The organism is Pseudomonas sp. GW821-FHT11G12, from assembly GCF_058808055.1.
This window is the reverse complement of sequence record NZ_JBXARH010000009.1, coordinates 139697-165568: the sequence shown is the minus strand read 5'-3', so window position 1 is coordinate 165568 and position 25872 is coordinate 139697. Positions and strand designations below refer to the sequence as shown.

Below are 25872 nucleotides of genomic sequence, written 5' to 3'. Positions count from 1 at the left end.
GTCAGCGCGCCGTGAAGATCAGCACCGCACCCACCGGCACCGATAGACTGATGGCCGACAGGCCGGCCATTTTGCGCAAGCTTTCCAGCCCTGGCAGCAGATCGAAATCCTCGGCGTTGATCACCAGCGGCTCCAGCGTCACCACTTGAAAGCGTCGGTCATCAAGGCGCGTGGCGAGCAGTTCAGCGGGGTATTCGTGCTGTTTGCCGTGCAGGTTGACGGTCAGCGGCAGGCGCAACTCAAGTTGCGCGCCGGGGGCCAGATCGTTGATCGGGCGCAGGTCGATTTGCGTGGTGATGGTCGCCTCGGGAAATTGCTCGATCTGGAACAGTTCCTTGCGCATGCGTTCGTCGCGCAGCGGGATGCCGCTGTTGATCGAGTCCAGCTCGACCTCGACTTCGGCGCGGCCATCGGGATCGACCTTGCCGTGCAGCACCAGAAAGCGCTGCACTTCGGACACGTTGGCGTTTTTCGTGCTGACGAATGACAGCCGCGACGACTCGCCGTCCAGATACCAGTTGGCCTGGGCCGGCAGCGCGACGGCGCCCAGCAGCAGGCCGGCGAAGGCGTTGCACAGAGAACGGTTGAACATTGAAGACTCGTGGGGCCGATAAACCTGCACGAACCTTAACTGGCCGTGGCGCTATTGCAAACTGTCAGTCTGTGCAAACGCTCAGACCAACGCCTGCTGCACCTGGCCAATAGTCGCCGCGAGGCTGTTGAGGTGCAGGCTCAGCACCCGCTCCACCGGCGCCTGATCCATCGGCCAATGCAGCGCCATGCTGCCGACCAGTTGCCCCTGCGCACGAATCGGCAACGCCACCGCGCGAATCAGGAACGGCAGGCGCACCGGGTATTCCCAATAACCTTCGGTGCGCTGACCGAAGCCCTGATGCAGGGCTTGCTCGGTGGCCTGCAATGCCCCGTCATCCGCCAGTTGTTCGCGCTCGGCCAGGCGCCGCACGTCCTGGCTGTCGAGCTCTCCCAGACAGGCCCGGCCCATCGCCGAATGAAACAGGCTCGCGTGATGACCGACGATCTGACAGTTGTTCGGATAGCGTTTGCGCAGCACTTGCGGGATCGCGCTTTCCATCACTTCAACCCGCTCGCCGTCGAAGCACGACAGATCCGCCACCAGCCCGGTGCGCTCGCTGAGTTCGAGCAGCATCGGCGCGGCGCTTTCCACCAGATGGCGCTTGAAGCGTTGCTGACGATCACCGAACAGCCGCTTGGCGCACAACCGGTAGCGACGGTCGCTGAGGCCGCGATAGATCCAGCCCTGCTCCTGCAAGGTGGCGAGCATCCGCGACACCGTGGCTTTGGGCAGGGTGGTCAGGTAGTGCAACTCTTCGAGTCCCAACGCCTGATGCTCGCCGAGCAACTCGACGATGGCCAGCGCCCGTTCGACCGAGCGCACGCTGCCGGTGTCTGCCTTGCTGCCCATGTGTTCGACCTCCGTGGATGCGGGTGAAAGATCACTTCGTGCAGCAAGATGCGGGCCGCTCAGGCCGATTGCAGGCACGCCGGCGGTCGCCGTTCGACCCAGCGCGTCAGTTGCTCATGAGCATAGGCCAGTTGCAGCACCGCCCGATCCGCCTGGGCCGGGCCGATGATTTGCAAGCCCATCGGCAACCCGGCCGGGTTGAAACCCACCGGCACGCTGATGCTCGGAAGCCCTGCCAGTGTCGGGCCGATCACCACCTCCATCCAGCGGTGATAGGTGTCCATGGTCTGCCCGCCGACGACTCGCGGCCACGGTTGCTGTGCATCAAAAGGGAACACTTGGGCGGTGGGCAGCAGCAGGAAATCGTAACGCTCGAACAACTCGCTCACCGCGCGATACCACTCGCTGCGCGCGACCGATGCCTGATAGACCTCGGCAGCGGTCAGACGCAAACCACCCTCGATTTCCCACTGCGCTTCGGGTTTGAGCAGCGCCCGTTTTTGCGGGTCGGCATACGCCGCGCCGAGGCTGCCCTGCACCAGGAAATGGCGGTGCGTGAGCCAGGTCTGCCACAAGCGCTCCATGGAAAACTCCGGCTGACAGGCTTCGACGTGGCAACCCAATGCACTGAAATCCGCCAGCGCCGATTCGCACAGACTCAACACGCCATCGTCCATCGGCAGATAGCCGTTGTAATCGCCGAGCCAGCCGAGGCGCACGTCGGTGAAGTCCTGTTGCAGATCCAGCCCGAAATCCCGTGGCTCATCAGCCAGCGACAGCGGCACGCGCGGATCGTAACCGGCCTGGGTCGAGAGCAATCGCGCGACGTCGGTGACCGTGCGCCCCATCGGCCCTTCGGTGGCCAGTTGCTGGACGAACACTTCCGGCGCCGGTCCATGGGGCACGCGGCCCTGGGACGGGCGGAAACCGAACACGTTGTTGAACGCTGCCGGGTTGCGCAGCGAGCCCATCATGTCGCTGCCATCGGCCACAGGCAGCAGGCGCAGGGCCAGTGCCACCGCCGCCCCGCCGCTGCTGCCGCCGGCGATCAGGTTCGGATCGTAGGCGTTGGTGGTGGTGCCGAACACGCTGTTGTAGGTCTGCGAACCGAGGCCGAACTCCGGGACGTTGCTCTTGCCGATGATGATCGCCCCGCAATCGCGCACCCGCGCCACGCTGATCGCATCGTGCTGCGGCACTTGCTCGGCAAACAACGGCGAACCCAGGGTGGTGCGCAACCCGGCGGTGGCCGCCAGGTCCTTGATCGCCTGGGGCATGCCATGCATCCAGCCCCGGGACTCGCCGCGATCCAGTTGCCGGTCACATTCATCGGCTTCGCGCAACAGCACGTCCTGCGGACGCAACGAGACCAGCGCGTTGACCGCCGGATTGAAGCGATCGATGTGCGTCAGATACGCCTGCATCACCTCGCGGCACGACACCTTGCGGGCATGAATCGCCCGGGACAACGCATCGGCGTCGAGGGCGACAATCGGATCGATGGCTAACAGACTCACGGTTTCACTCCCAGGTTGAGCGCAACGGATTTCTTCGCACGCGGGGCCTCTTGCAAACAGTAAGTACCGAGCAGGGTCAGCAGGCAAGCGAACAAGACATAGAACGACGGCGCCACCGGGGTGTTCAGAACTTTGCTCAGCCAGGTGACGATCAGCGGCGCGAAACCACCGAACACCATCACCGCTACGTTGTAGGCCACCGACACGCCAGTGGAGCGCACTTCAATCGGGAACTGCTCGGCCAGCGCTGTCGGGGCCGGGCCGAAGAACCCGCCAATCGCCGTGCACAGCAGCAGTTGCATCACCAGCAAGCGCTCGATCGAAGGCGCCGCCGCGACCCACACATAGAGCGGATAGACCATGACGAAAAATGCCAGGGTGAAGGCCATCAGCACCGGCCGCCGACCGAGGCGGTCCGACAGTACGCCCGACAGCGGAATTACCACGGTCATCAGCCCCACCGCGAGCATCTGCACCAGCAACACCTGATCCAGCGGCAGGCCGAGGTTTTTGTGGGCGAAAGTCGGCATGTTCACCAGCACCACGTAGAACGACACTGTTGCCCCACACGCCAGGCCCATCGATACCAGCAGGCTGCGGCGATGTTCGCGCAGCACTTGCCAAAGGCCGGGCGCGGCGCCTTTGGCTTTTTTGCGCGCTTCGAGAAATTCTTCCGGTTCTTCCATGTGTTTGCGAATCCACAAGCCCACCGGGCCGATCAACAGACCGAGCACGAATGGAATCCGCCAGCCCCAACTGTCCAGCGCTTCGGGGGAAAACAGGTGCGTGACCAGCGCCACCATCGCCGCACCGCTGAACACCGCCAGGCATTGCCCGACCAGTTGCCACGAGCCATACAAACCCTTGCGATGGGCCGGCGCGCTCTCCACCAGAAACGCCGTGGCGCTGGCGTATTCGCCGCCCGTGGCAAAGCCCTGCAGCATCCGAGCTACCACGATCAGCAACGGCGCGCCCATGCCGATGGCGGCGTAGTTCGGCGCAAACGCGATCAGGGCGATGGACACGGTCATCAGGCGGATGATCATCTGCATCGCGGCCTTGCGCCCTTTACGGTCGGAGTAGATGCCGAGCAGGATGCCGCCCACCGGGCGCATGAAAAAGCCGACGCCGAAAGTCGCCAGCGCCATCAGCAGCGAGGCGTAGTCGTCGTCGGACGGGAAAAATTGCCGGGCGATGATGCTCGCCAGAAAGCCGTAAACGATGAAGTCGTACCATTCCAGGGCGTTGCCGATGACGGCGGCGACCACTTGCCGGGTGCGCGAAACGCCTGCGTTCGAAGTCTGCATGGGGATTCTCCAGAAGCTGTGGGTTGACCACGCAGGCACGTGCGCACCTGCGCTTCAGCGGCAGCAAAAAGTGAAGAAATCAGGCCGGCTTGAGCCAGCTCTCGGTGAGCGCGCCCCAATACGCTGCGCCGGTCAGCAGAATGTCGTCGTTGAAGTCGTAGGCCGGGTTATGCACCATCGGCCGCGCCACGCCGTTGCCGATGAACAGGTAGGCGCCGGGGCAGCGCTGGAGCATCCAGGCGAAGTCCTCGCTACCCATCAGTTTTGGTGTGTTGCCATCCACGGCGTCGGCGCCGACCAGTTCGACGCCGACCTGACGGGCGAACTCGGTTTCGGCGGCGTGGTTGACCAGCACCGGGTAGGCCGGGCGGTGTTCGATGGATGAGGTGCAGCCGAAGCTTTCGGCCTGGGCTTCGATGATCGAGCGCACGCGGTCCAGTGTCTGTACGCGGACTTCGGCGTTCAGCGCACGCAGACTCAGGCGCAGGATCGCCTGTTGCGGAATCACGTTGGCGGCCTCGCCGGCCTGCAACGCGCCAACGGTCACCACCGCCGCCTGCTGCGCATCGATGTTGCGCGCGACCACGGTTTGCAAAGCCATCACCACACTCGCTGCCGCCACCAGCGGATCCACCGCCAGATGCGGCATCGATCCGTGGCCGCCGACGCCTTCGATGGTCACCGTGAGCAGATCCTGCGAAGCCATCATCGGCCCTTCGCGAAAGCCCAGGTGCCCCGCCGGCAGGCCCGGCATGTTGTGCATGCCGAACAGCGCATCGCACGGGAAGCGTTCGAGCAGGCCATCGGCGAGCATCGCTTCGGCCCCGCCCTGCCCCTCTTCGGCGGGCTGGAAAATCAGCGTCAGGGTGCCGTCGAACTGACGGGTCGCCGCCAGATAACGCGCGGCGCCGAGCAGCATCGCGGTGTGCCCGTCGTGGCCGCAGGCGTGCATGCAGCCCTGATGACGACTGCTGTAGGCGACACCGGTATTCTCGATGATCGGCAGCGCATCCATGTCGGCCCGCAGCCCGAGTTTGCGTGTGCTGCTGCCGTTGCGCAGCACGCCGACCACCCCAGTCTTGCCGACGCCAGTGTGGACTTCATAGCCCCACTCTTCGAGCGAGCGGGCGACCAGCGCCGAGGTGCGGCTTTCCTCGAAACCGAGTTCAGGGTGGGCGTGAATGTCCTGGCGGGTGGCGTGCAGGTCGCCAGACACGTCGTTGAGCCAGGCCAGAATGTGCTGATGTCGGGGCATGACGGTTCTCCTCGCGCGGGTGTTTCCCGGTCTTGTTGTTCGGTGTTGTTTCACGACACATGAACGGCAGGTCGTGCTCACCGCCAGATAACCGCGAGACACGCGAGAGGACAATCGAATGTGGTTCCGCAGGGTGGAACCGGATCAGGGTTGCAGGCGACAGCCTTGGCGTTCGCCTTGCCACCGGGCGCTGTTGCTGCGCCCCATGCCGCTGGCGGTAACCAGTTTTTGCGTTCGGTCATCGGTCAGTTCGCTGGGCAACCATTGCTTCACGTAGCCACGGCAATACTCGGCGTCGTTGTTCATGACGTAGCGGCACGAACAATATTCCTTGGCGGTGTAGGCGCTGATGATGTCCGGGAAGGCCCACAGATTCTCGCGCTCGTGCCAGCCCCAGCCCAGCAGCACGACAAGCAGCACCAGCAGGATTCGTCTGAACAACTTCATGGCCGCACCGCCCCGAGCACACGCTTGAGCAATTCGTTATGGCGATAGCTGCCGTCGCGGTCATCGCCGTAGCGCACGATCACCAGTTTTTCGCTCGGGATCACGTACAGCGCCTGGCCCCAGTGGCCGAGGGCGGCGAAGGTGTCGGGGGGTGCGTCGGGCCATGGCGAGGGGGCACCGTCTGCCGGTCGATTGAGCCACCACTGGCCGCCGGGCACGGCTTCGTCCTGATTAGCCTTGTAGCCGGCGAAGGGCTGGCGATTGAAGGCGACCCAATCCTTGGGCAACAACTGCCGGTCGTTCCAGCGTCCGTCCCGTTCCATCAGCAGGCCGATTCGCGCCAGATCCCGCGCCGTCAGGTAAGCGTATGAAGACGCGACGAAGGTGCCCGTGGCATCGGTTTCCCAGGTGGCATGGCGGATGCCCAAGGGATCGAAAAGTGCCGTCCATGGATAGTCGGGATACCGCTGCGGGCCGACGATGGTTTTCAGCGCCGCTGCCAACAGATTGCTGTCGCCGCTGGAATAGCGGAACGCCTGACCCGCTGGTGCGTAGCTGTCGTGGTCGGCGGTGAAGGCGGCCATGTCGCGATGACCACGGGTGTAGAGCATGGCCACCACCGAGGATTTCAGCGGGGCGTATTCGTAGTCTTCCTGCCAGTCGATACCCGAGGCCCAGTGCAGCAGATCCTGGATCGTGATGGCCGGGTGTTTTTCCAGCACCGGGTAAAACTTCGCGACGGGATCATCGAGCTTGAACAAGCCTTCGCCGTACGCCACGCCGAACACCGTGGCCATCAGGCTTTTGCTGATCGACCAGGTCAGGTGCGGCGTGTCGGCGGTGGTCGCAGCGGCGTAGCGTTCGTAGATGAGCTGACCGTCGCGGATCACCAGCAAGGCGTCGGTGCGGATGCCCTGGCGGGTGTTGTCATCGCGGGTCGGGAAGGCGTAGGCCTCCATTGCATCGACGGCCGGGCCGGTGAGTTTCGGGCCACTCGGCCACTGCTCGCCCGGCCATTGTTCGGCCTGAACCGTGAAGCTGATCAGCAGCAGAAACAGAGACAGGCCTTTGAACATGGTGAGGGCTCTGGGGATGAACCTGACAAGACTAGCCGGCGTTCATGACAGATGTGTTTTGACTTGCCGCCAACGCCTTGGCCAGACGCTTGGCCCGCGCACCTGCGGCCAGTTGCATGACCGACTGATCGCGCTGCCACATCGCTGCCCATTCCGGATTGCCGTCGAGCAGCGCCTGATCGACTTCCGCTTTAAGCCCGTCGAACTGCGCAAACAAGCCACCGAGCAACACATGCCCCGCCGGATTGTTCGGTGGCTGCCGACTGACCTCCGCGCAACCGGCCAACAGCGCCAGCAAGCGCAATTGCAGCGGCTGCGGCCAGCCGCTGTCCTGACCGACGCCGTACAGCCACGCGGTCATTGCGCTGAGCACATAGACATCTTCAAGACTGCGGAACGGTTTGACGTAGGCATCCCAACCGTCCCCGGCGAGCAACTCACACAGAGCCTCATCGAGGTACAAGCGGCCATGGCTGATGTCCGGCATCAACGGCAGCGCCGGGAGTTTTTCCACGCGCACGCCGGATTCGCCGGGGTACACCACCGCCAGGCTCAGGCGCGGCGATTCGCCGGGTTGCTCACTGCGGGCGGCGATCAACAGCCAGTCCGCCGCATCGCCGGCGGTGACGAAATCCTTTTGCCCGCTCAGGCGCAGATCCGTGAGCCGGGTCTGCATGTCCGCCGGTCGCAGGCTGCGCTGTTCGGTCGCACACAAAGCACCCAGGCTCGGCGGCGCGCTCGGCCAGAGCATCCGCAACGCCGCCTGATAGCCCACCAGAAACGCCAGCCCCGGCGTCGCCATCCGCCGCCCTCCCGCCACCGCCAGTTCGAACGGCGTAACGCTGCCCAGTTGATGCAGCAGCGTGGCGAAACCCTCCGCCAGATCGGCAACGGCGGGCAGGCGTTCGCGACATTCAAGCAGGGTCGACCAGGTCATCAGAGGCTCCTCGTGGGCTGTCATATAAGCATCACCAAACATTCATGGCGATGACACCGGGGCTACATAGCCTGACTTTGCACAACACGGCTGCATAAAGAAAGTCGATCGGCTGTAACCCACGACGGGTTAAAGGCCCGTACGGAGATTCAAATGACTCAGATCGCCCACATCAGCGACACCGGCAATGAACGCCGTCTGCAAGCCGAACGCCTGATCGGCGCCGAGGCCTTGCAGCAAGCCCAGGCCTTGCGTTTCAACGTGTTCAGCGGCGAGTTCAACGCCAAGCTGAAAGGCGCGGAACTGGGTCTGGACATGGATGACTATGATGTTCACTGCAGCCACATCGGCGTGCGTGACCTGAACACCGGCCGCCTGGTGGCGACCACCCGTTTGCTCGATCACACCGCCGCCAGCAGCCTGGGCAAGTTCTACAGCGAAGAAGAATTCAGCCTGCACGGCCTCGCCGGTCTGCAAGGCCCGATCCTGGAAATCGGTCGCACCTGCGTCGACCCGGCCTACCGCAACGGCGGCACCATCGCCGTGCTCTGGGGCGAACTGGCCGAAGTCCTCAATCAGGGCGGCTACAGCTATCTGATGGGTTGCGCGAGCATCCCGATGCAGGACGGCGGCGTGCAGGCCCACGCGATCATGCAGCGCCTGCGCGAACGTTATCTGTGCACCGAACACCTGCGTGCCGAGCCGAAGAACCCGCTGCCAACCCTGGATATTCCGTCGAACGTGATTGCCGAAATGCCACCGCTGCTCAAGGCCTACATGCGCCTGGGCGCGAAGATCTGCGGCGAGCCGTGCTGGGACGAAGACTTCCAGGTTGCCGACGTGTTCATCCTGCTCAAGCGCGACGAACTCTGCCCGCGTTACGCCAAGCACTTCAAGGCGGCCGTGTGATGAGCCGGCTGCGGGTGTACGCGCGGATCGCGCGGGTGCTGCTGGTGGTGACGCTGGGTTTGAGCATGGCCAGTGTCTTCGGAGTTTTCGAGCGTCTGGGCTTGGCCCATTCGATGCAACGCCGGCAGCGCTGGTCGCGGTTTTTCATGGCGCGCCTGAGCAATGCCCTGCCCTTTCGCGTAACCGTCCACGGTGAGCTGCCGAAACAGCCGATGCTGTGGGTCAGCAACCATGTGTCGTGGACTGACATTCCGCTGCTCGGGATGCTCACGCCGCTGTCGTTTCTGTCCAAGGCCGAAGTGCGCACCTGGCCGGTGGCCGGTTGGCTGGCGGCGAAGGCCGGCAGCCTGTTCATCCGTCGCGGTTCGGGCGACAGCCAGTTGATCCGCAAGCAGATGACCCGTCACCTGCAAACCGAACATCCGCTGCTGATGTTCCCGGAAGGCACCACCACGGATGGCCGTTCGCTGCGTACCTTCCATGGTCGTCTGCTGTCGGCGGCGATTGATTCGGAAGTGAAGCTGCAACCGGTGGCGATCCGTTATCTGCGCAATGGCGAGATTGATTCGCTGGCACCGTTCATTGGCGACGACGATCTGCTGTCACACCTGATGCGCCTGTTCAGCAACGACTGCGGCGATGTGGAAGTTCATCTGCTCAAGCCGATTGCCTGCCAGGGTCGGGAACGCGCGGCGCTGGCGTACGAAGCCCAGCAAGCGGTGCAGAAAGCGTTGTTCGGCGAGGTGGCCAAACCGGCCGAACCGCGTCGTGCAGGCGAGCTGATCGCTGCCTGATCGTCAATATCTGCCTACAGCTGCCGGCCTGCGAAGTCCTGCAGCTGTGGGTAGAACAAGCGAAAGTCGTCACTGAGCGGTTCGTACAAACGCCGCAATTCCTGCATCGCCCCCGCCAGTTCTTCAGGTTTGCTCAGGCGCCGGGAAATCCCGCGCAGCACCTGCTCCAGCACTTCAAATTCCTGATACGAACCCAACCAATCATTGGCCACCATATGCGGGGCGATCTTCGCCAGGCGCTCGGGCAATTGCCGCTCGCTGGACAGCACTCGGTATACGTCAGTGGTGAATTGCGCCAGCGGTCGGTCGGCGTAGAGCGCCCAATCGCGGGCCAGGCAATGGTCGAAGAACACGTCGAGGACGATGCCGGCGTAACGGCGACGGGTCGTGGAAAAACGCGCCAATGAAGCGTCCACCAACGGGTGGCGATCGGTGAACACATCGATCTGACGATGCAGGGCAATCGCCGCTTCGATCTCCGGATCGAACTGCCCTTGCAGCCGTCCTTTGACGAAATCGCCATACAGACTGCCGAGCCATTGACCGGGACGCTGGCCACCGAGGTGCAAATGTGCGAGATAGTTCATGGGCGCAGCTTAGCACCGCGCCCGCGTTTGTTTACACCTCACATATCGTTATAACCCGATATACCGATTTATGCGGTCGTCAGATCGAATTCATATTGGTATATCGCGAAATACCGATTTAAAGTTCGCCTCATCGCGATATAGCGCTACATACATCACGAGCAACCAGCCATGAACATTGACCTCGACGAAATAATAAAAGCCCTGGCACACCCAGTACGGCGAGACATCCTCAACTGGCTGAAAGACCCGAAAGCCCAGTTTCCGGAACAGATCCACAACCACGAGTACGGCATCTGCGCCGGGCAGATCGATCAACGCTGCGGCCTGTCGCAATCGACCGTCTCCGCGCACCTGGCCACCCTGCAACGCGCCGGGCTGATCAGCAGCCAGAAAGCCGGCCAGTGGCACTTTTTCAAACGCAACGAGGACGTGATCCAGGCGTTCCTCAGCACCCTCAGCAAAGAGCTCTGACCCTTAACGTCAGCCAGCCAAAAGGACTAAACGATGCCCCTCTCGCTCCTCATACTCGCCTTGAGCGCCTTCGCCATCGGCACCACCGAGTTCGTCATCATGGGCCTGCTGCCCGATGTGGCGGCCGACCTCGGTGTGTCGATTCCCGGCGCCGGCTGGCTGGTGACCGGTTACGCCCTGGGCGTGGCGATTGGTGCACCGTTCATGGCGATGGCCACCGCAAGACTGCCGCGCAAGGCTGCACTGGTCGCGTTGATGGGCATCTTCATTATCGGCAACCTGCTCTGCGCCATCGCCACTGACTACGAAGTGCTGATGTTCGCCCGAGTCGTCACCGCCCTCTGCCACGGTGCGTTCTTCGGCATCGGTTCGGTGGTCGCGGCCAACCTGGTGGCGCCGAACAAACGCGCCTCGGCCGTGGCCCTGATGTTCACCGGCCTGACCCTGGCCAACGTACTCGGCGTACCGCTGGGCACCGCACTCGGTCAGGAAGCCGGCTGGCGCTCGACCTTCTGGGCAGTGACCGTGATCGGTGTGATCGCGCTGATCGGCCTGATCCGCTTCCTGCCGGCCAAGCGTGACGAAGAAAAACTCGACATGCGCGCCGAACTGGCCGCGCTCAAAGGCGCCGGGATCTGGCTGTCCTTGAGCATGACCGCACTGTTCGCCGCCTCGGTGTTCACCCTGTTCACTTATGTCGCACCGCTGCTGGGCGATGTCACCGGCGTCTCGCCCCGTGGCGTGACCTGGACTTTGATGTTGATCGGCCTGGGCCTGACCGTCGGCAACATCATCGGCGGCAAGATGGCCGACAAAGGCCTGGCCGCGACGCTGATCGGCGTGTTCATCGCCATGGCCGTGACCTCCACCGTACTGACCTGGACCAGCATCGCGCTGATCCCGACCGAGATCACCCTGTTCCTCTGGGCCACCGCGTGTTTCGCCGCCGTGCCAGCCCTGCAAGTGAACGTCGTGACCTACGGCCAGGCCGCACCGAACCTGGTGTCGACCCTGAACATCGGCGCCTTCAACGTCGGCAACGCCCTCGGCGCCTGGGTCGGCGGCAGCGTCATCGCCCACGGCTACGGCCTGACCAGCGTACCTCTTGCTGCTGCGGCGCTCGCGATCCTGGCACTGCTGGTCACCCTGATCACCTTCCGCCGGAACGGCAATCCCGAGCTGGCCACCGCTAACTGATTCACTCACTTACTTCACGAGGGTTGTATCTCATGGCAACAATTTTCGATCCGATCAAACTGGGCGATCTCGAACTGTCCAACCGCATCATCATGGCGCCGCTGACCCGCTGCCGCGCCGACGAAGGCCGCGTACCGAACGCGCTGATGGCCGAGTACTACGTACAACGCGCCTCGGCCGGCCTGATCCTCAGCGAAGCCACTTCGGTGACCCCGATGGGCGTCGGCTACCCGGACACCCCGGGCATCTGGTCCAATGATCAAGTGCGCGGCTGGACCAACGTGACCAAGGCCGTTCACGCGGCAGGCGGCAAGATCGTCCTGCAACTGTGGCACGTCGGGCGGATTTCCCACCCGTCGTACCTGAACGGCGAAACCCCGGTCGCACCGAGCGCCATCCAGCCTAAAGGCCACGTCAGCCTGGTTCGCCCTTTGGCCGATTTCCCGACGCCTCGCGCGCTGGAAACCGCTGAGATCGCCGACATCGTCGACGCCTACCGCGTCGGCGCAGAAAACGCCAAGGCTGCCGGTTTCGACGGCGTGGAAATCCACGGCGCCAACGGTTACCTGCTCGACCAGTTTCTGCAAAGCAGCACCAACCAGCGCACTGACAACTACGGCGGCTCCCTGGAAAACCGTGCCCGCCTGCTGCTGGAAGTGACCGACGCGGCCATCGAAGTCTGGGGCGCCGGCCGTGTCGGCGTGCACCTGGCACCACGCGCCGACTCCCATGACATGGGTGACGACAACCTCGCCGAGACCTTCACCTACGTCGCTCGTGAACTGGGCAAGCGTGACATCGCCTTCATCTGCTCCCGCGAGAAAGAAGGCGCCGACAGCCTCGGCCCGCAACTGAAAGAAGCCTTCGGCGGTGCTTACATCGCCAACGAACGCTTCACCAAGGACAGCGCCAACGCGTGGCTGGCCGAGGGCAAGGCTGACGCTGTGGCATTCGGTGTGCCGTTCATCGCCAACCCGGACCTGCCGGCCCGTTTGAAGGCCGATGCGCCGCTGAACCAACCGCACCCGGAAACCTTCTACGGCAAAGGCGCGGTCGGCTACCTCGACTACCCGACGCTGTAAGGCACACTGCAGAAACGCAAAAAGCCCCCGACTCGTGAGAATCGGGGGCTTTTTCATGGGTCGCGGGACAGGTGGGCCGCTCACATTCGTTCACAGGCTCGACACAAAATCCCTACAAAATACGTAGTTCGCTACGTATCAACTCGATGGGTTGAGGTATATAAAAGCAATCCACTGCGGCGAGGCGAACGAACAGGGATCTTCATCCGCCTCCTTCGTTGACATAACCTGATCCAAATACGCATTTTGTTTCATTTGCGCAGGCTGGGGCTCCAGCGCAGCATATCCAGCCCGGTATCGACCCAGCGCTCGGCTTCGGCATACAGCTCGAAACTGTCCGGGGCCAGCAGCCATTGATACAGGATGCCATCGATAAAGGCGTGAATGCTGATGGCCGCGCGGGCGGTGTCGAGGTCTTGCGGCAACTGCCCACGATTGACTGCATTACTCAACGTCAGCGCGATCCGCACATTGCAATCGAGGCTGGCCGTCCGACGCTGTTGGCGCAGGTCGCACATTTCATCGGTGAACTCGCACTTATGAAACAGAATTTCGTTGATACGCCGGGTTTTCGGGTCCAGCGCAACTTGATGAAACAAATGAATCAGCAATTTGCGCATGCAGCCCAGCGGGTCTGGCTCGTCCTCGCTTTCGCTGGCCTTGGCCAGCTCGTCCAGCGGCTCGTGCAGCGTATCGAGCATCGCCTGCAACAAGTCGGCCTTGTTGCTGAAGTGCCAGTAGATGGCGCCACGCGTCACGCCGGCCATCGTCGCGATGTCCGCCAGCGTCGTGCGCGCAACGCCCCGCTCATAAAAAGCTTTCTCGGCCGCTTCGAGTATCTGGCTTCGTGTCTCTTGAGCTTCCTCTTTGGTACGACGGACCATGGCAGTAAAACCTCAAACAGGATGTTTCAGGGATGGCTGAATATCCGCTGAATAAAAAGGGGTGGATCTCTCGCGGATCGACTCCCCCGGCCTACAATTTCAGACCTTGCGACGACTTTTGTAACCAGGTGGGTACGCGGCAAAGGTATTTACAAACAACCATGAACGTAAGTATATTCCTTAGCAAGCTACTTATCCACCCGGTACCCTATTTTTACCCTTCCACACTTCTTGTGCGCTTTTCGCGCGCCTGACCCGAGGATCTTCATGCAATTCAAGCCAGCTGTTACCGCTCTGGTCACTGCCGTCGCCCTGGCATCGCTGCTCAGCGGATGTAAAAAGGAAGAGGCGGCTCCCGCCGCACCACCTCCTCAGGTCGGCGTCGTCACCCTGCAACCACAGGCCTTTACCCTCACGTCGGAACTGCCGGGGCGCACCAGTGCGTTCCGCATTGCTGAAGTCCGTCCGCAGGTCAACGGCATCATTCTCAAGCGTCTGTTCAAGGAAGGCGGCGATGTCAAAGCCGGCCAGCAGCTGTATCAGATCGATCCGTCGGTCTATGAAGCGACCCTGAAAAGCGCCGAAGCCAACCTGCGTTCGACCAAGTCGATCTCCGACCGCTACAAGCAACTGGTCGACGAGCAGGCCGTGAGCCGTCAGGAATACGACACGGCCGTGTCCAACCGCCTGCAATCGGAAGCTTCGTTGCAGAGCGCGCAGATCAACGTGCGTTACACCAAGGTCTACGCGCCGATCTCCGGGCGTATCGGTCGTTCTTCGGTGACCGAAGGCGCACTGGTCAGCAGTGGCCAGGCCGATGCGATGGCAACCATCCAGCAACTGGACCCGATCTACGTCGACGTCACGCAGTCTTCGGTCGAATTGCTGGAGCTGCGCCGCGAACTGGAAAGCGGCCGCCTGCAGAAGGCCGGCGACAATGCCGCAGCGGTCAAGCTGACCCTGGAAGACGGCAGCCAGTACAAGCTCGACGGTAAGCTGGAATTCTCCGAAGTGTCGGTCGACCCGACCACCGGCTCCGTGACCCTGCGCGCCGTGTTCCCGAACCCGGATCACACCCTGTTGCCAGGCATGTTCGTCCGCGCCCAGCTGCAGGCCGGTGTCAACGCCGCCGCCATCCTGGCGCCGCAACAAGGCGTGACCCGTGACCTCAAGGGCACGCCGACCGCGCTGGTCGTCGGTGCGGACAACAAGGTCGAACTGCGTCAGCTCAAGGCCAGCCGTACCGTCGGCAGCCAGTGGCTGATCGAAGACGGCCTGAAAGCCGGCGATCGCCTGATCACCGAAGGGCTGCAATTCGTCCGCCCTGGTGTTCAGGTCAATCCGACCGAAGCGACCAACGTAGCCAAGAACCCGGCACCCGCCAAGGCAGCTGACAAAGCCTACGGCGGCAAAGGGGAGTAACTCATGTCGAAATTTTTTATCGACCGTCCGATTTTCGCCTGGGTAATTGCCCTGGTGATCATGCTGGTCGGGGCTCTATCGATCCTCAAGTTGCCGATCAACCAGTACCCGAGCATTGCGCCACCGGCCATTGCGATTTCCGTGACCTACCCGGGTGCTTCGGCACAAACGGTTCAGGACACCGTGGTGCAGGTGATCGAGCAACAGCTCAACGGTATCGACAACCTGCGTTATGTGTCGTCGGAAAGTAACTCCGACGGCAGCATGACCATCACCGCGACCTTCGAGCAAGGCACCAACTCCGACACCGCGCAGGTCCAGGTCCAGAACAAGCTGAACCTGGCCACCCCGCTGTTGCCGCAGGAAGTGCAGCAACAGGGTATCCGCGTGACCAAGGCAGTGAAGAACTTCCTGCTGGTAATCGGCGTGGTATCGCGTGACGGCAGCATGTCCAAGGACGACCTGTCCAACTACATCGTGTCGAACATGCAGGACCCGATCTCCCGGACCGCCGGTGTCGGTGACTTCCAGGTCTTCGGTGCCCAGTACGCGATGCGCATCTGGCTCGACCCGGCCAAGCTGAACAAGTACAACCTGACCCCGGCCGATGTCAGCGCCGCGATCTCGGCGCAGAACGTGCAGATTTCCTCCGGTCAGCTCGGCGGTCTGCCGGCGCTGCCAGGCCAGCAACTGAACGCCACGATCATCGGCAAGACCCGCCTGCAGACGGCCGAGCAGTTCAAGGCGATTCTGCTGAAGGTCAACCAGGATGGCTCGCAAGTACGTGTCGGCGATGTCGCCGACGTCGGCTTGGGTGGTGAGAACTCCAGTATCGCGGCGCAGTTCAACGGCAAACCGGCTTCCGGTCTGGCGGTGAAACTGGCCAACGGCGCCAACGCCCTCGACACCGCCAAGGCCCTGCGCAAGACGATTGACGACCTCAAGCCGTTCTTCCCGCAAGGCATGGAAGTGGTGTTCCCGTACGACACCACCCCGGTGGTGACCGAATCGATCAAGGGTGTGGTTGAAACCCTGGTCGAAGCGATCGCGCTGGTGTTCCTGGTGATGTTCCTGTTCCTGCAGAACTTCCGCGCCACTGTCATCACCACGATGACCGTGCCGGTGGTATTGCTCGGTACGTTCGGCATCCTCGCGGCCGCCGGTTTCAGCATCAACACCCTGACCATGTTCGGTATGGTGCTGGCCATCGGCTTGCTGGTGGACGACGCCATCGTCGTGGTGGAAAACGTCGAGCGGGTGATGGCCGAAGAAGGCCTGTCACCGAAGGAAGCGACCAAGAAGTCCATGGGCCAGATCCAGGGCGCACTGGTCGGTATCGCCCTCGTGCTCTCGGCGGTACTGCTGCCGATGGCGTTCTTCAGCGGTTCCACCGGTGTGATCTACCGTCAGTTCTCGATCACCATCGTCTCGGCCATGGCCCTGTCGGTAATGGTCGCGCTGATCTTCACCCCGGCACTCTGCGCCACCATGCTCAAGGCTATTCCGAAAGGCGAGCACGGCACGCCGAAACGCGGCTTCTTCGGCTGGTTCAACCGCAACTTCGACCGTAGCGTTCGCAGCTACGAGCGCGGTGTCGGCAACATCCTGCAGCGCAAGGCGCCGTACCTGCTGGCCTACATCCTGATCGTGGTCGGCATGATCTGGCTGTTCACCCGCATTCCGACTGCGTTCCTGCCGGAAGAAGACCAGGGCGTACTGTTCGCCCAGGTACAGACGCCTGCTGGCTCCAGTGCCGAACGCACGCAGGTGGTGATCGATGAAATGCGTACCTACCTGCTGGATAAAGAATCCAGTTCGGTAGCCTCGGTGTTCACCGTGAACGGCTTCAACTTCGCCGGTCGCGGCCAGAGCTCGGGTCTGGCGTTCATCATGCTCAAGCCATGGCACGAGCGTGACGCGAACAACAGCGTGTTTGCCCTGGCCCAGCGTGCCCAGCAGCACTTCTTCAGCTTCCGCGATGCGATGGTGTTTGCCTTCGCCCCGCCGGCCGTACTGGAGTTGGGTAACGCCACCGGTTTCGACGTGTTCCTGCAGGACCGCGCCGGTATCGGTCACGACAAGTTGATGGAAGCCCGTAACCAGTTCCTCGGCATGGCCGCGCAGAGCAAGGTGCTCTACCAGGTCCGTCCGAACGGCCTGAACGACGAGCCGCAATACCATCTGGAAATCGACGACGAGAAGGCCCGTGCCCTGGGCTTGAGCCTTTCCGACATCAACAGCACCCTGTCGATCTCCTTCGGTAGTAGCTACGTCAACGACTTCATCGACCGCGGTCGTGTGAAGAAGGTTTACGTGCAAGGTCAGGCCGGTGCTCGCATGAGCCCTGAAGACCTGAAGAAGTGGTACGTGCGCAACAGCGCCGGCACCATGGTTCCGTTCTCCGCGTTCGCCAAGGGCGAGTGGATCTACGGTTCGCCGAAACTGGCGCGCTACAACGGTGTAGAAGCGATGGAGATCCTCGGTTCTCCGGCGCCGGGCTACTCGACCGGTGAAGCGATGGCCGAAGTCGAAGCGATTGCCGCCAAGCTGCCGCCAGGTGTCGGTATCTCCTGGACCGGTCTGTCCTACGAGGAACGTCTGTCCGGCTCGCAAGCGCCAGCGCTGTACGCTCTGTCGCTGCTGATGGTGTTCCTGTGTCTGGCGGCGCTGTATGAAAGCTGGTCGATTCCGATCGCGGTCATGCTCGTGGTGCCGCTGGGGATCATCGGTGCGCTGATGGCCACCAGCCTGCGCGGCCTATCGAACGACGTGTACTTCCAGGTAGGTCTGTTGACGACCATCGGTCTGGCGGCTAAAAACGCCATTCTGATCGTCGAATTCGCCAAGGAGCTGCACGAGCAAGGGCGCAGTCTGCGCGATGCAGCGATCGAAGCCTGCCGCATGCGTCTGCGACCGATCATCATGACGTCGCTGGCCTTCGTCCTCGGTGTTGTACCGTTGGCGATCTCCACCGGCGCAGGCTCGGGCAGTCAACACGCGATCGGTACCGGCGTGATTGGCGGTATGCTCACGGCCACGATCCTGGCGATTTTCTGGGTCCCACTGTTCTTCGTCACTGTGTCGTCCATGGGCCAGCGCAAAAACGCCGGCAAGGATGACGCCATAGAAACTCCTAAAGAGGCTGGCCAATGAGCAAGTCGCTACTCTCCATCGCAGTCGCCGCCTTCGTGCTGAGCGGTTGCTCGCTGATACCGGATTATCAGCAGCCGCAAGCACCGGTGGCCGCGCAATTCCCACAGGGCCCGGCGTACTCGCCGGCCCAGGCACCGGCGCAGGCCGCTGCCGAGCAAGGCTGGAAGCAGTTTTTCCATGACCCTGCCCTGCAACAGCTGATCCAGGTCGCCCTGGAAAACAACCGCGACCTGCGTGTCGCGGCGCTGAACATCGACGCCTATGCCGCTCAGTACCGCATCCAGCGTGCTGATCTGTTCCCGGCAGTGTCGGCCAATGCCAGCGGCAGCCGTCAGCGGGTTCCGGCCCGTGCGTCGCAGACCGGTGAAGCGAACATCACCAGTTCGTACACCGCCACCGTCGGCATCAGCGCCTACGAACTGGACCTGTTCGGTCGGGTTCGCAGCCTGAGCGAACAAGCGCTGCAACAATACTTCGCCACCGAAGAAGCGCGCCGCAGCACCCAGATCAGCCTGGTGGCCAGCGTGGCCAACGCCTACCTGACCTGGCAGGCCGACAAGGAACTGCTGAAGCTGACTCAGGACACCCTCGGTGCCTTCGAGGAAAGCTACAAGCTGACCAGCCGCAGCAACGAAGTCGGTGTGGCTTCGGCGCTGGACCTGGCGCAGTCGCGCACCTCGGTTGAAAACGCCCGTGCACAACTGGCGCGCTACACCCGCCAGGTGGCTCAGGACGAAAACAGCCTGACCCTGCTGCTCGGCACCGGCGTGCCGGCCAACCTGCAAGCGGCCAAACCGCTCTCGGATGACCTGCTCAGCGATGTGCCGGCCGGTCTGCCGTCGGATCTGCTGCAACGTCGTCCGGACATCCTTCAGGCCGAGTACAACCTGAAGGCCGCCAACGCCAACATCGGCGCGGCCCGTGCAGCGTTCTTCCCGAGCATCAGCCTGACCGCCAACGCGGGCAGCCTGAGCCCGGACCTGTCCGGCCTGTTCAAGGGCGGTTCGGGCACGTGGCTGTTCCAGCCGCAGATCAACCTGCCGATCTTCAACGCCGGCAGCCTGCGCGCCAGCCTCGACTACGCCAAGATCCAGAAGGACATTGGCGTGGCGAACTACGAGAAGTCCATTCAAACGGCCTTCCAGGAAGTCGCCGATGGCCTGGCCGCGCGCCAGACCTACACCGAGCAGTTGCAGGCGCAGCGTGACTTCGTTCAGGCCAACCAGGATTACTACCGTCTGGCCGAACGTCGCTACCGCATTGGCGTCGACAGCAACCTGACCTTCCTCGATGCCCAGCGTCAGCTGTTCAGCGCCCAACAGGCCCTGATCACCGACCGCCTTGCGCAACTGACCAGTGCGGTCAACCTGTACAAGGCACTGGGTGGTGGCTGGAATGCGCAAACCGCGCAGAACGAGCCGCTGAAAGAAGAAGCGCCGAAGATGAAGTTGTTCTGATCGTCTCGCGATAAACAAAAAGCCCACCATTCGGTGGGCTTTTTGTTGTCTGCGCAACGCCTTCAGCCGCCGACACCGTTGAGCAGAAACACCGGTTCTTCCAGATAATCGAGCCCCAGGCGGTTTTCGAACATTTCATCGCGCAGAGCCGCCGTGGTGAAACACCCGAGGTTCAGCGCGGTGGCCACCAGTGAAAACGTCTGGCTCAGGTGCCCGGCATCCATCAACGCCACCCTCAGTGCCCGGCTGAACTCGTACTTCCAGGACAACCGCTCGACCCGCGCGGTGGACACGAACACCGCGGCCGCGTCCTTCACCCAGGGTTGCCCGCCGCTGGCCTCGCTGATCCAGGTTCTAGGATCCTCCCGCGACAGCAATTCCAGTCCGTGACGACGTACGGAGTAGTGATAAAGCCCCCGCTCGAAACCCTGCACATTCATCAGCACCGCGTACACCTCGGTGGCTTGCAGCGAGCCGCCGGAGGGCGAGGTTTTCTTCAGAAAATAGTCGCCCATACCGTTCGGTTCCATCGCCGTCACGCCCCAGGTGTAATAGAGCAGCAGGGACAATTGCGTCGGGGTCAACGGCTTGCCGCTGAACGCCCGAGACGTACGCCGGGCGCACAGCGAATCAAGCAGTGTCGTTTCGGCGAGGGTCTCGCCGGGCACCAGCAGCGGGTTTTCCAAGGCAATGAAAGGATGAGAGTGATAGTCCTTGAAGGATGACGGCTGACGCTGCTGCGAGGCCTTCTGTTCAAGCTCGGCCTCAAGCTCGACGACGCTGACATAGGGTGTCTGCAAACCGGTGCGGGTGCTGAGGTAAAACTCCAGCGCCGCCTCCCAGCGCGACCAGAGCTTGAGCGGTTGCCTGTGCACCCTGTCCCGCGGACCTGCGGCAGACTGCACAATCCCGTGACTCACCAGCGCCTGCAAAAAAGCCAGATGACTGCCCTGCTCCGGGCTATTCAAGACGCCCGGCAGCATCAGCGCACTCTCAAGCGAATGCGGGGTCATGAAGTGGTTCAACAACGGCAGCAACGTCAGACAGAAGTCCAGACTCAGGCCCGACTGCCGATCCCGCAGCACAAAGGATGAAGACCCGACACTGAACCACACGCTTTCCCTGAGTTTGAGCAACGAGCCGGGCTCGAGGGCCGGAGTGTCCGGCGCTGGTGGCGGCTCGCGGCCCTGCCAGAACATATCCCTGGGCTTGAGACGCTTGATGTCGCGAATCAGGACCTCCAGTTGTGCATCGTCGGCTCTGTCGGCGATGTCCCACTCCAGCGTCACCGCCCTGACCGGGGACACCGCAAACAGCTGCGCCAACAGGTCCCAGTCCCGACGCGGATGCCCGGTGTGGATTTCAATCAATCGATCCAGCGGCAACGAACGCAGATAATCCTTGAAGTCGTAACCCAGCGCTTTGGCGGTGGTGATGGCGCTGTCCAGATCCAGCAGAAACCCCGCACCGCTGCGCTGCACCACGCTTGAAATGAATTCGCCTTCCGACTGCTCGGGAGAGTCGGCCAATGAAAACAGACGCGGAGCATTTTCCAGCACCAGCGGTGTCGCGGTCAGCGCTTGCAGCTCAAGGGCGTTGGCAACCACTGTGTCGGCCACTTCCGCTGCCAGAGTCGGCAAGATGAAGTGCTGGGTGTCGCCGCCGTGAAACCGCGACCAGGAAATGTGCTCGGCCAGCCAGGGTGATCGGGTTCTGTCGCACAGCCGTCGGGTCATCTGCAGAAACTCGCGATCCATCGCGATGCCCACACTGCCGAGAGACAGGCTGGAGGAATGCAACAGACTGGGCGTCTGCTCCCCGACTTCGAGCAGTCGCGGCTCGAGGATGCTGTGGGTCGGCTGAAACTCCAGGTAATCGAAATATGGCAGGCCTTCGGCGAGGATCCGCTCCAGAGTCGGATCGACTGCATGATCCGCAACCCGGTGCCGGGGCAAGTGATACTCCAGCCCTACCCCGGCCTCGGGAAACCGCGAAGCATCAAACATCGTCATGATTGCCTCCCGGGCTCAGGCCGTTGCACCCAATACCGGTGGCGTCGTGGTCAATGGCGCCGCAGCGGCGAGCCGTCCGGAGTATTTGCTCTCCATGGCCCGCACCTCGGCGGCAAGGTTTTCCAGTAACTGGCGCCCGTGGGGCGTGAAATCTTCACTGCCTTGAAGGTCCGGCAAGGCCCGGATCAACCCCCGCAGAATGAACAGCAGACGGTTCTGCGCCCGCTGCAATTCCTCGTCGGAACGCGACCGCACCCGTTCCATGTACTTGACCAGCGCGATGTACACGTAAAACGCATGAAAGTAGCCATACAGGTCACGCTTCTGGCCCGACCACGGCAAGCTGAATGACGCCTCCTGCGAAGCATCGGGGTCGACGACCGCCGACACCTCGACGACGTGATAAAGCAACTGATGAGTCGCCTCATGCACCAGGGATTCCTCAAGATCGAGAATCGAGTCGTCCCGGCTCGCCAGAAGGATGACGCCGGTGTAGCGCGAAGCCGAACAACTGCGAAAGGTACCATCCGGCAGGTAACAAATGGATTTGATCAGAGACTTCATCTGTTCACGGCAGGCCGGCCAGGTGTGCTCAATCCGCAACAGAGCAATCTTCACCACGTCAGCGAAGAACCGACTGGAAACACCGCCGCGCTCCAGACGCTTGCGGGTCGCCTCGTCTTCCGGGAATTGATAACTGGGCGGCGTGGCCTGCATGATCAGCGGATCGGCGTCGAACCGGTAGACCGGCGGGTCGTTCTGAACCACGACCGACTGGCTCCGGGCCTTGACCCTGTCGAGCATCTCGGGAAACTCGAATAATGTCTTTTCCAGTTCGGCAGTACTCTCTGACTTTCCGACCAGAAAGTGATTGGTTAAACGAAACGCCTGCCCGGTCCATATCTGAAAGACCGGGTCATTGATAATCGAAGCCTGCTCACGGGGTGGCAGCAATACAAGTTCCACCGCCTGATCGAAAAACACCGAGCACCGCGACTCCCCGGAAAACAACTTGAATAATTCGGCATATAAAACCATGAAGATGGTGAAACGATTGCGACTGACATGTTCAAGTAATATTTCAAATCTTGAATATCTGGCATCAGCAAGAAAGGTGTTCCCTTTAAACAAGTCATCAACCGTCGAATCAAATTCGCCGTGGTTTCCAATATCCATTTTTCAACCATCCTTTCAGGCAGGCGGCAATGGTTTCGCCATGGTCAGACTGGCGATGTCATAGCCCAATTGTTCATAAAGACCACGCGCCGGCAGGTTGCGGCCAAACACATGCAGACGCATTTCCTCGCAGCCGTTCTGACGCGCCCAGGTTTCGGCGGCCAGCATCGATTGTCGGGCATGCCCCTGACGGCGCTCGCCGGGTTCGATGTAGATATCCAGGATGAAGGCAATCGGCTTCGTGCCGACATGTCGGCGGGCAATCCACAACTCGCCGATGCGTCGCTGGCTGTCCCGGATCACCCAGAGCTGATGGTTTTCGGTCAGCCGTCCCTTGTCCAGCAACTGCGCGAAAGCCGTGGCGGATCGGTGCGAGGCTTCTGCCTGGCTCCATTCTCCCGAGGCGACCATGCCTTGGGCATACTCGTCGACCGCCCTTTCGGTGAACGTCACAAAGTCCGCGTCGTCCATGGGAATCAAGGTGACTGACATACGTCGCTCACTCCCTCTGCATGCACTTTGCAATCGGGCCATTTGGCGCGCACAGAGCCGGATCGCCGCTCCACGACACGCCAAACAGCCCCCCGGGCATCAGTCCATCCGTGCCTGAATCTGTTGTTGCTGGTCAAAGATCGCAGCCGTTCCCAGTTTGTCGCGAATACCCGCCCCCGCGGTGCCCAGTTTTGCCACATCAATATTCTTGACGGCGCTCAGTTCGGTTGCGCTCAAGTGCACACCAATGCCCTTGGCCGCGCCTTCAGCATCCTTGTGCAACTGTTCCGCAAAGTCCTTATCAATAAGGGCACGACCAACCACCGTCGCGAGACGTTCCTGATTCACTTTTGCAGGCATGTTATCTCTCCTTGTTATCAATAATTAATTCTCTCGAGAGCGACAACAAACCTCCCTGCCCCTTTCGAGAATTTTGAATATAGCAATGCCTGTTTCCTTTGCCAGTTACAACGCAGCTTCCCGTTAAACCTTTTCACGATAAGCGATAACGCCAATTATTAAGTTGAACCCGCGATGATTGAGAGAGCCTTTATTACAACAATTACTGTAGGTAATTTCCTACAACCAAAGAAATAAGCACATCCACAATCGCCATTAATAGAACGCCGCCGGAACAACTCGTTAAGACGAAACATAAACACGGGATTTCATTAAGAATGCGCTGAGAACGGAAAATAAAACCCTCGCCGATTAGCGTTCGATAATCGCACAAAACCCTGTTTACCCCGATTGAATCCCCGTGCCGATCCCCCTCACCATTGCCCACACCAACAAAACCAATAAAAACAGGTTCATCCCCATGACCACGCGTCCTCCCCGCTCGGGCTGATCCCGCCCTTCGTTTCATCGAGTCCGTTTCTTGTCTGCAACCTCCGGTTGCGGCTGCGAACTGCTTCATCCCAAACAATTAGAGAGACCCGAGCCCATGACACGTTCCACAACACCTTATGCACTCAGCCTGATCGCCCTGGCACTGGCCGGCGCCGCTTTGCCCGTCGTGGCCGAAGAAGCCGGTTTCGTCGAAGGGGCCAAGGCCGACCTGAACCTGCGCAACTTCTACATCAATCGCAATTTCACCAACCCGACCAAGGCTCAGGGCAAGGCCGAAGAGTGGACGCAAAGCTTTATCCTCGACGCCAAGTCCGGTTTCACCCAGGGCACCGTCGGTTTCGGCATGGACGTGTTGGGGCTGTACTCGGTGAAACTCGATGGCGGCAAAGGCACCGGCGGCACGCAACTGTTGCCGCTGGATCATGACGGTCGCCCGGCGGACAACTTTGGTCGCACCAACGTGGCGTTCAAGGCCAAGCTGTCGCAGACCGAAATCAAGGTCGGCGAATGGATGCCGGTGCTGCCGATCCTGCGTTCGGACGACGGCCGCTCGCTGCCGCAGACCTTTCGCGGCGGGCAGATCACCTCGAAGGAAATCGCCGGTCTGACCCTGTATGGCGGCCAGTTCCGCGCCAACAGCCCCCGTGACGACAGCAGCATGAGCGACATGTCGATGTTCGGCAAAGCGGCGTTCACCTCCGATCGCTTCAACTTTCAGGGCGGCGAATACGCGTTCAATGACAAGCGCACCCAGATCGGCCTGTGGAACGCCGAACTCAAGGACATCTACAGCCAGCAGTACGTCAATCTGATCCACAGCCAGCCACTGGGCGACTGGACCCTGGGCGCCAACCTCGGTTTCTTCTACGGCAAGGACGACGGCAGCGCCCGGGCCGGCGAGCTCGACAACAAGACCTGGTCGGGGATGTTCTCCGCGCGATACGGCGGCAACACCTTCTACGTCGGCCTGCAAAAACTCACGGGCGACAGCGCCTGGATGCGGGTCAACGGCACCAGCGGCGGCACCCTCGCCAACGACAGCTACAACTCAAGCTACGACAACGCCCGGGAACGTTCCTGGCAACTGCGCCACGACTACAACTTCGCCGCCCTCGGCGTGCCCGGCCTGACCCTGATGAACCGCTACATCAGCGGCGACAATGTGCACACCGGCACCATCACCGACGGCAAGGAATGGGGCCGCGAATCGGAACTGGGCTACACCGTGCAGAGCGGCACGCTGAAGAATCTGAACGTCAGATGGCGCAACTCGACCATGCGTCGCGACTTCAGCAACAACGAGTTCGACGAGAACCGGTTGATCATCAGTTACCCGATCAGCCTGCTCTAGGTCGCTGTGCCATCCGTCAGGATTAATGGCACGCCGCCAGCCGCCGA

Annotated in this window: 23 protein-coding genes; 9 read left to right on the top strand and 14 right to left on the bottom strand. The window is 61.7% G+C overall.

Going from position 1 to position 25872, the window contains the following annotated elements; all coding sequences use genetic code 11:
* Position 1: 1 nt before the first annotated feature.
* From AC1RR7_RS23955 to AC1RR7_RS23920, 8 genes are all read right to left on the bottom strand, one after another.
* On the bottom strand, positions 2–592 hold the full coding sequence (locus AC1RR7_RS23955) for a YceI family protein (RefSeq protein WP_273540071.1): 591 nt from the start codon (positions 590–592) through the stop codon (positions 2–4).
* A gap of 81 nt (positions 593–673) precedes the next feature.
* On the bottom strand, positions 674–1444 hold the full coding sequence (locus AC1RR7_RS23950; RefSeq protein ID WP_102621458.1) for an IclR family transcriptional regulator: 771 nt from the start codon (positions 1442–1444) through the stop codon (positions 674–676).
* 59 nt (positions 1445–1503) lie between these two features.
* Positions 1504–2961, bottom strand: a complete 1458-nt coding sequence (locus AC1RR7_RS23945; protein WP_273539164.1) for an amidase — start codon at positions 2959–2961, stop codon at positions 1504–1506.
* On the bottom strand, positions 2958–4268 hold the full coding sequence (locus AC1RR7_RS23940) for a citrate-proton symporter (protein WP_493158559.1): 1311 nt from the start codon (positions 4266–4268) through the stop codon (positions 2958–2960). Before AC1RR7_RS23940 ends, AC1RR7_RS23945 begins: the two co-directional genes overlap by 4 nt.
* A gap of 79 nt (positions 4269–4347) precedes the next feature.
* The gene (locus AC1RR7_RS23935; protein ID WP_493158557.1) at positions 4348–5523 is read right to left on the bottom strand and encodes a M20 aminoacylase family protein; all 1176 of its coding nucleotides are present in this window, start codon (positions 5521–5523) and stop codon (positions 4348–4350) included.
* 144 nt (positions 5524–5667) lie between these two features.
* A complete protein-coding gene (locus AC1RR7_RS23930) occupies positions 5668–5970 on the bottom strand; it encodes an amidase (protein ID WP_096819467.1) in 303 nt (100 codons plus the stop codon).
* Positions 5967–7046, bottom strand: coding sequence for a serine hydrolase domain-containing protein (locus tag AC1RR7_RS23925; RefSeq protein WP_102621462.1), 1080 nt, complete (start codon positions 7044–7046; stop codon positions 5967–5969). Before AC1RR7_RS23925 ends, AC1RR7_RS23930 begins: the two co-directional genes overlap by 4 nt.
* 31 nt (positions 7047–7077) lie before the next feature.
* Positions 7078–7983, bottom strand: coding sequence for an acyl-CoA dehydrogenase middle domain-containing protein (locus AC1RR7_RS23920; protein WP_493158555.1), 906 nt, complete (start codon positions 7981–7983; stop codon positions 7078–7080).
* Positions 7984–8136: 153 nt separating this feature from the next.
* Here AC1RR7_RS23920 and olsB point away from each other — a divergent pair, with 153 nt between their 5' ends.
* Positions 8137–8892: an L-ornithine N(alpha)-acyltransferase gene (olsB, locus tag AC1RR7_RS23915; protein WP_493158553.1), complete on the top strand. Its 756-nt coding sequence runs from the start codon at positions 8137–8139 to the stop codon at positions 8890–8892.
* Positions 8892–9686, top strand: coding sequence for a lysophospholipid acyltransferase family protein (locus AC1RR7_RS23910; protein ID WP_096819471.1), 795 nt, complete (start codon positions 8892–8894; stop codon positions 9684–9686). The genes olsB and AC1RR7_RS23910 overlap by 1 nt, the downstream gene beginning before the upstream one ends.
* Before the next feature lie 14 nt (positions 9687–9700).
* On the opposite strand, the gene AC1RR7_RS23905 is transcribed toward AC1RR7_RS23910, so the two are convergent.
* Entirely contained in the window at positions 9701–10273 is a 573-nt protein-coding gene (locus AC1RR7_RS23905; protein WP_096819472.1) for an acyl carrier protein phosphodiesterase, read from the bottom strand.
* Between the two features lie 171 nt (positions 10274–10444).
* On the opposite strand from AC1RR7_RS23905, the gene AC1RR7_RS23900 reads away from it, so the two are divergent.
* Genes AC1RR7_RS23900 through AC1RR7_RS23890 form a run of 3 tightly spaced genes read left to right on the top strand, consistent with a single transcriptional unit; the run spans position 10445 to position 13026 of the window.
* A complete protein-coding gene (locus tag AC1RR7_RS23900) occupies positions 10445–10747 on the top strand; it encodes an ArsR/SmtB family transcription factor (RefSeq protein WP_007957866.1) in 303 nt (100 codons plus the stop codon).
* Between the two features lie 33 nt (positions 10748–10780).
* Entirely contained in the window at positions 10781–11944 is a 1164-nt protein-coding gene (locus AC1RR7_RS23895; protein ID WP_096819473.1) for an MFS transporter, read from the top strand.
* Positions 11945–11976: 32 nt separating this feature from the next.
* Positions 11977–13026, top strand: a complete 1050-nt coding sequence (locus AC1RR7_RS23890) for an alkene reductase (protein ID WP_493158552.1) — start codon at positions 11977–11979, stop codon at positions 13024–13026.
* Positions 13027–13277: 251 nt separating this feature from the next.
* Here AC1RR7_RS23890 and emhR read toward each other — a convergent pair whose 3' ends face one another.
* Positions 13278–13910, bottom strand: a complete 633-nt coding sequence (gene emhR, locus AC1RR7_RS23885) for an efflux system transcriptional repressor EmhR (protein WP_102621467.1) — start codon at positions 13908–13910, stop codon at positions 13278–13280.
* 267 nt (positions 13911–14177) lie between these two features.
* On the opposite strand from emhR, the gene emhA reads away from it, so the two are divergent.
* Genes emhA through emhC form a run of 3 tightly spaced genes read left to right on the top strand, consistent with a single transcriptional unit; the run spans position 14178 to position 19942 of the window.
* Positions 14178–15332 (top strand): efflux RND transporter periplasmic adaptor subunit EmhA, encoded by a 1155-nt coding sequence (gene emhA / locus AC1RR7_RS23880; RefSeq protein ID WP_085712979.1) that lies wholly within the window; start codon positions 14178–14180, stop codon positions 15330–15332.
* A 3-nt stretch (positions 15333–15335) separates the two neighbouring features.
* Positions 15336–18485 (top strand): efflux RND transporter permease subunit EmhB, encoded by a 3150-nt coding sequence (emhB, locus tag AC1RR7_RS23875; protein ID WP_102621468.1) that lies wholly within the window; start codon positions 15336–15338, stop codon positions 18483–18485.
* Positions 18482–19942, top strand: a complete 1461-nt coding sequence (emhC, locus tag AC1RR7_RS23870) for an efflux RND transporter outer membrane subunit EmhC (protein ID WP_102621469.1) — start codon at positions 18482–18484, stop codon at positions 19940–19942. Before emhB ends, emhC begins: the two co-directional genes overlap by 4 nt.
* Before the next feature lie 62 nt (positions 19943–20004).
* Here the strand turns inward: emhC and AC1RR7_RS23865 are convergent, their stop codons facing one another.
* From AC1RR7_RS23865 to AC1RR7_RS23850, 4 genes are all read right to left on the bottom strand, one after another.
* Positions 20005–21954, bottom strand: a complete 1950-nt coding sequence (locus tag AC1RR7_RS23865) for a multinuclear nonheme iron-dependent oxidase (protein ID WP_493158550.1) — start codon at positions 21952–21954, stop codon at positions 20005–20007.
* 15 nt (positions 21955–21969) lie between these two features.
* Positions 21970–23130, bottom strand: coding sequence for an aKG-HExxH-type peptide beta-hydroxylase (locus tag AC1RR7_RS23860; protein ID WP_493158548.1), 1161 nt, complete (start codon positions 23128–23130; stop codon positions 21970–21972).
* A gap of 15 nt (positions 23131–23145) precedes the next feature.
* Positions 23146–23622 carry a GNAT family N-acetyltransferase gene (locus AC1RR7_RS23855; protein ID WP_493158547.1) on the bottom strand — a complete coding sequence of 159 codons (477 nt, stop codon included), beginning with the start codon at positions 23620–23622 and terminating at the stop codon, positions 23146–23148.
* A gap of 99 nt (positions 23623–23721) precedes the next feature.
* Positions 23722–23982 carry an Os1348 family RiPP precursor gene (locus tag AC1RR7_RS23850; RefSeq protein ID WP_096819482.1) on the bottom strand — a complete coding sequence of 87 codons (261 nt, stop codon included), beginning with the start codon at positions 23980–23982 and terminating at the stop codon, positions 23722–23724.
* 586 nt (positions 23983–24568) lie between these two features.
* Between AC1RR7_RS23850 and AC1RR7_RS23845 the strand changes: the two genes are divergently transcribed.
* Positions 24569–25825: an OprD family porin gene (locus tag AC1RR7_RS23845; protein ID WP_493158545.1), complete on the top strand. Its 1257-nt coding sequence runs from the start codon at positions 24569–24571 to the stop codon at positions 25823–25825.
* Positions 25826–25872 lie beyond the last annotated feature (47 nt).

Bases quoted from the DNA above. Each gene is read 5' to 3' on its own strand.
- AC1RR7_RS23940 (WP_493158559.1), bottom strand. From the start codon at position 4,268: ATGCAGACTTCGAACGCAGGCGTTTCGCGCACCCGGCAAGTGGTCGCC.
- AC1RR7_RS23905 (WP_096819472.1), bottom strand. From the start codon at position 10,273: ATGAACTATCTCGCACATTTGCACCTCGGTGGCCAGCGTCCCGGTCAA.
- emhB (WP_102621468.1), top strand. From the start codon at position 15,336: ATGTCGAAATTTTTTATCGACCGTCCGATTTTCGCCTGGGTAATTGCC.
- emhA (WP_085712979.1), top strand. From the start codon at position 14,178: ATGCAATTCAAGCCAGCTGTTACCGCTCTGGTCACTGCCGTCGCCCTG.
- AC1RR7_RS23895 (WP_096819473.1), top strand. From the start codon at position 10,781: ATGCCCCTCTCGCTCCTCATACTCGCCTTGAGCGCCTTCGCCATCGGC.
- AC1RR7_RS23855 (WP_493158547.1), bottom strand. From the start codon at position 23,622: ATGTCAGTCACCTTGATTCCCATGGACGACGCGGACTTTGTGACGTTC.
- AC1RR7_RS23955 (WP_273540071.1), bottom strand. From the start codon at position 592: ATGTTCAACCGTTCTCTGTGCAACGCCTTCGCCGGCCTGCTGCTGGGC.
- olsB (WP_493158553.1), top strand. From the start codon at position 8,137: ATGACTCAGATCGCCCACATCAGCGACACCGGCAATGAACGCCGTCTG.
- AC1RR7_RS23850 (WP_096819482.1), bottom strand. From the start codon at position 23,982: ATGCCTGCAAAAGTGAATCAGGAACGTCTCGCGACGGTGGTTGGTCGT.
- AC1RR7_RS23900 (WP_007957866.1), top strand. From the start codon at position 10,445: ATGAACATTGACCTCGACGAAATAATAAAAGCCCTGGCACACCCAGTA.
- AC1RR7_RS23935 (WP_493158557.1), bottom strand. From the start codon at position 5,523: ATGCCCCGACATCAGCACATTCTGGCCTGGCTCAACGACGTGTCTGGC.
- AC1RR7_RS23890 (WP_493158552.1), top strand. From the start codon at position 11,977: ATGGCAACAATTTTCGATCCGATCAAACTGGGCGATCTCGAACTGTCC.
- AC1RR7_RS23865 (WP_493158550.1), bottom strand. From the start codon at position 21,954: ATGACGATGTTTGATGCTTCGCGGTTTCCCGAGGCCGGGGTAGGGCTG.
- emhC (WP_102621469.1), top strand. From the start codon at position 18,482: ATGAGCAAGTCGCTACTCTCCATCGCAGTCGCCGCCTTCGTGCTGAGC.
- AC1RR7_RS23845 (WP_493158545.1), top strand. From the start codon at position 24,569: ATGACACGTTCCACAACACCTTATGCACTCAGCCTGATCGCCCTGGCA.
- AC1RR7_RS23925 (WP_102621462.1), bottom strand. From the start codon at position 7,046: ATGTTCAAAGGCCTGTCTCTGTTTCTGCTGCTGATCAGCTTCACGGTT.
- AC1RR7_RS23910 (WP_096819471.1), top strand. From the start codon at position 8,892: ATGAGCCGGCTGCGGGTGTACGCGCGGATCGCGCGGGTGCTGCTGGTG.
- AC1RR7_RS23920 (WP_493158555.1), bottom strand. From the start codon at position 7,983: ATGACCTGGTCGACCCTGCTTGAATGTCGCGAACGCCTGCCCGCCGTT.
- AC1RR7_RS23950 (WP_102621458.1), bottom strand. From the start codon at position 1,444: ATGGGCAGCAAGGCAGACACCGGCAGCGTGCGCTCGGTCGAACGGGCG.
- emhR (WP_102621467.1), bottom strand. From the start codon at position 13,910: ATGGTCCGTCGTACCAAAGAGGAAGCTCAAGAGACACGAAGCCAGATA.
- AC1RR7_RS23930 (WP_096819467.1), bottom strand. From the start codon at position 5,970: ATGAAGTTGTTCAGACGAATCCTGCTGGTGCTGCTTGTCGTGCTGCTG.
- AC1RR7_RS23860 (WP_493158548.1), bottom strand. From the start codon at position 23,130: ATGGATATTGGAAACCACGGCGAATTTGATTCGACGGTTGATGACTTG.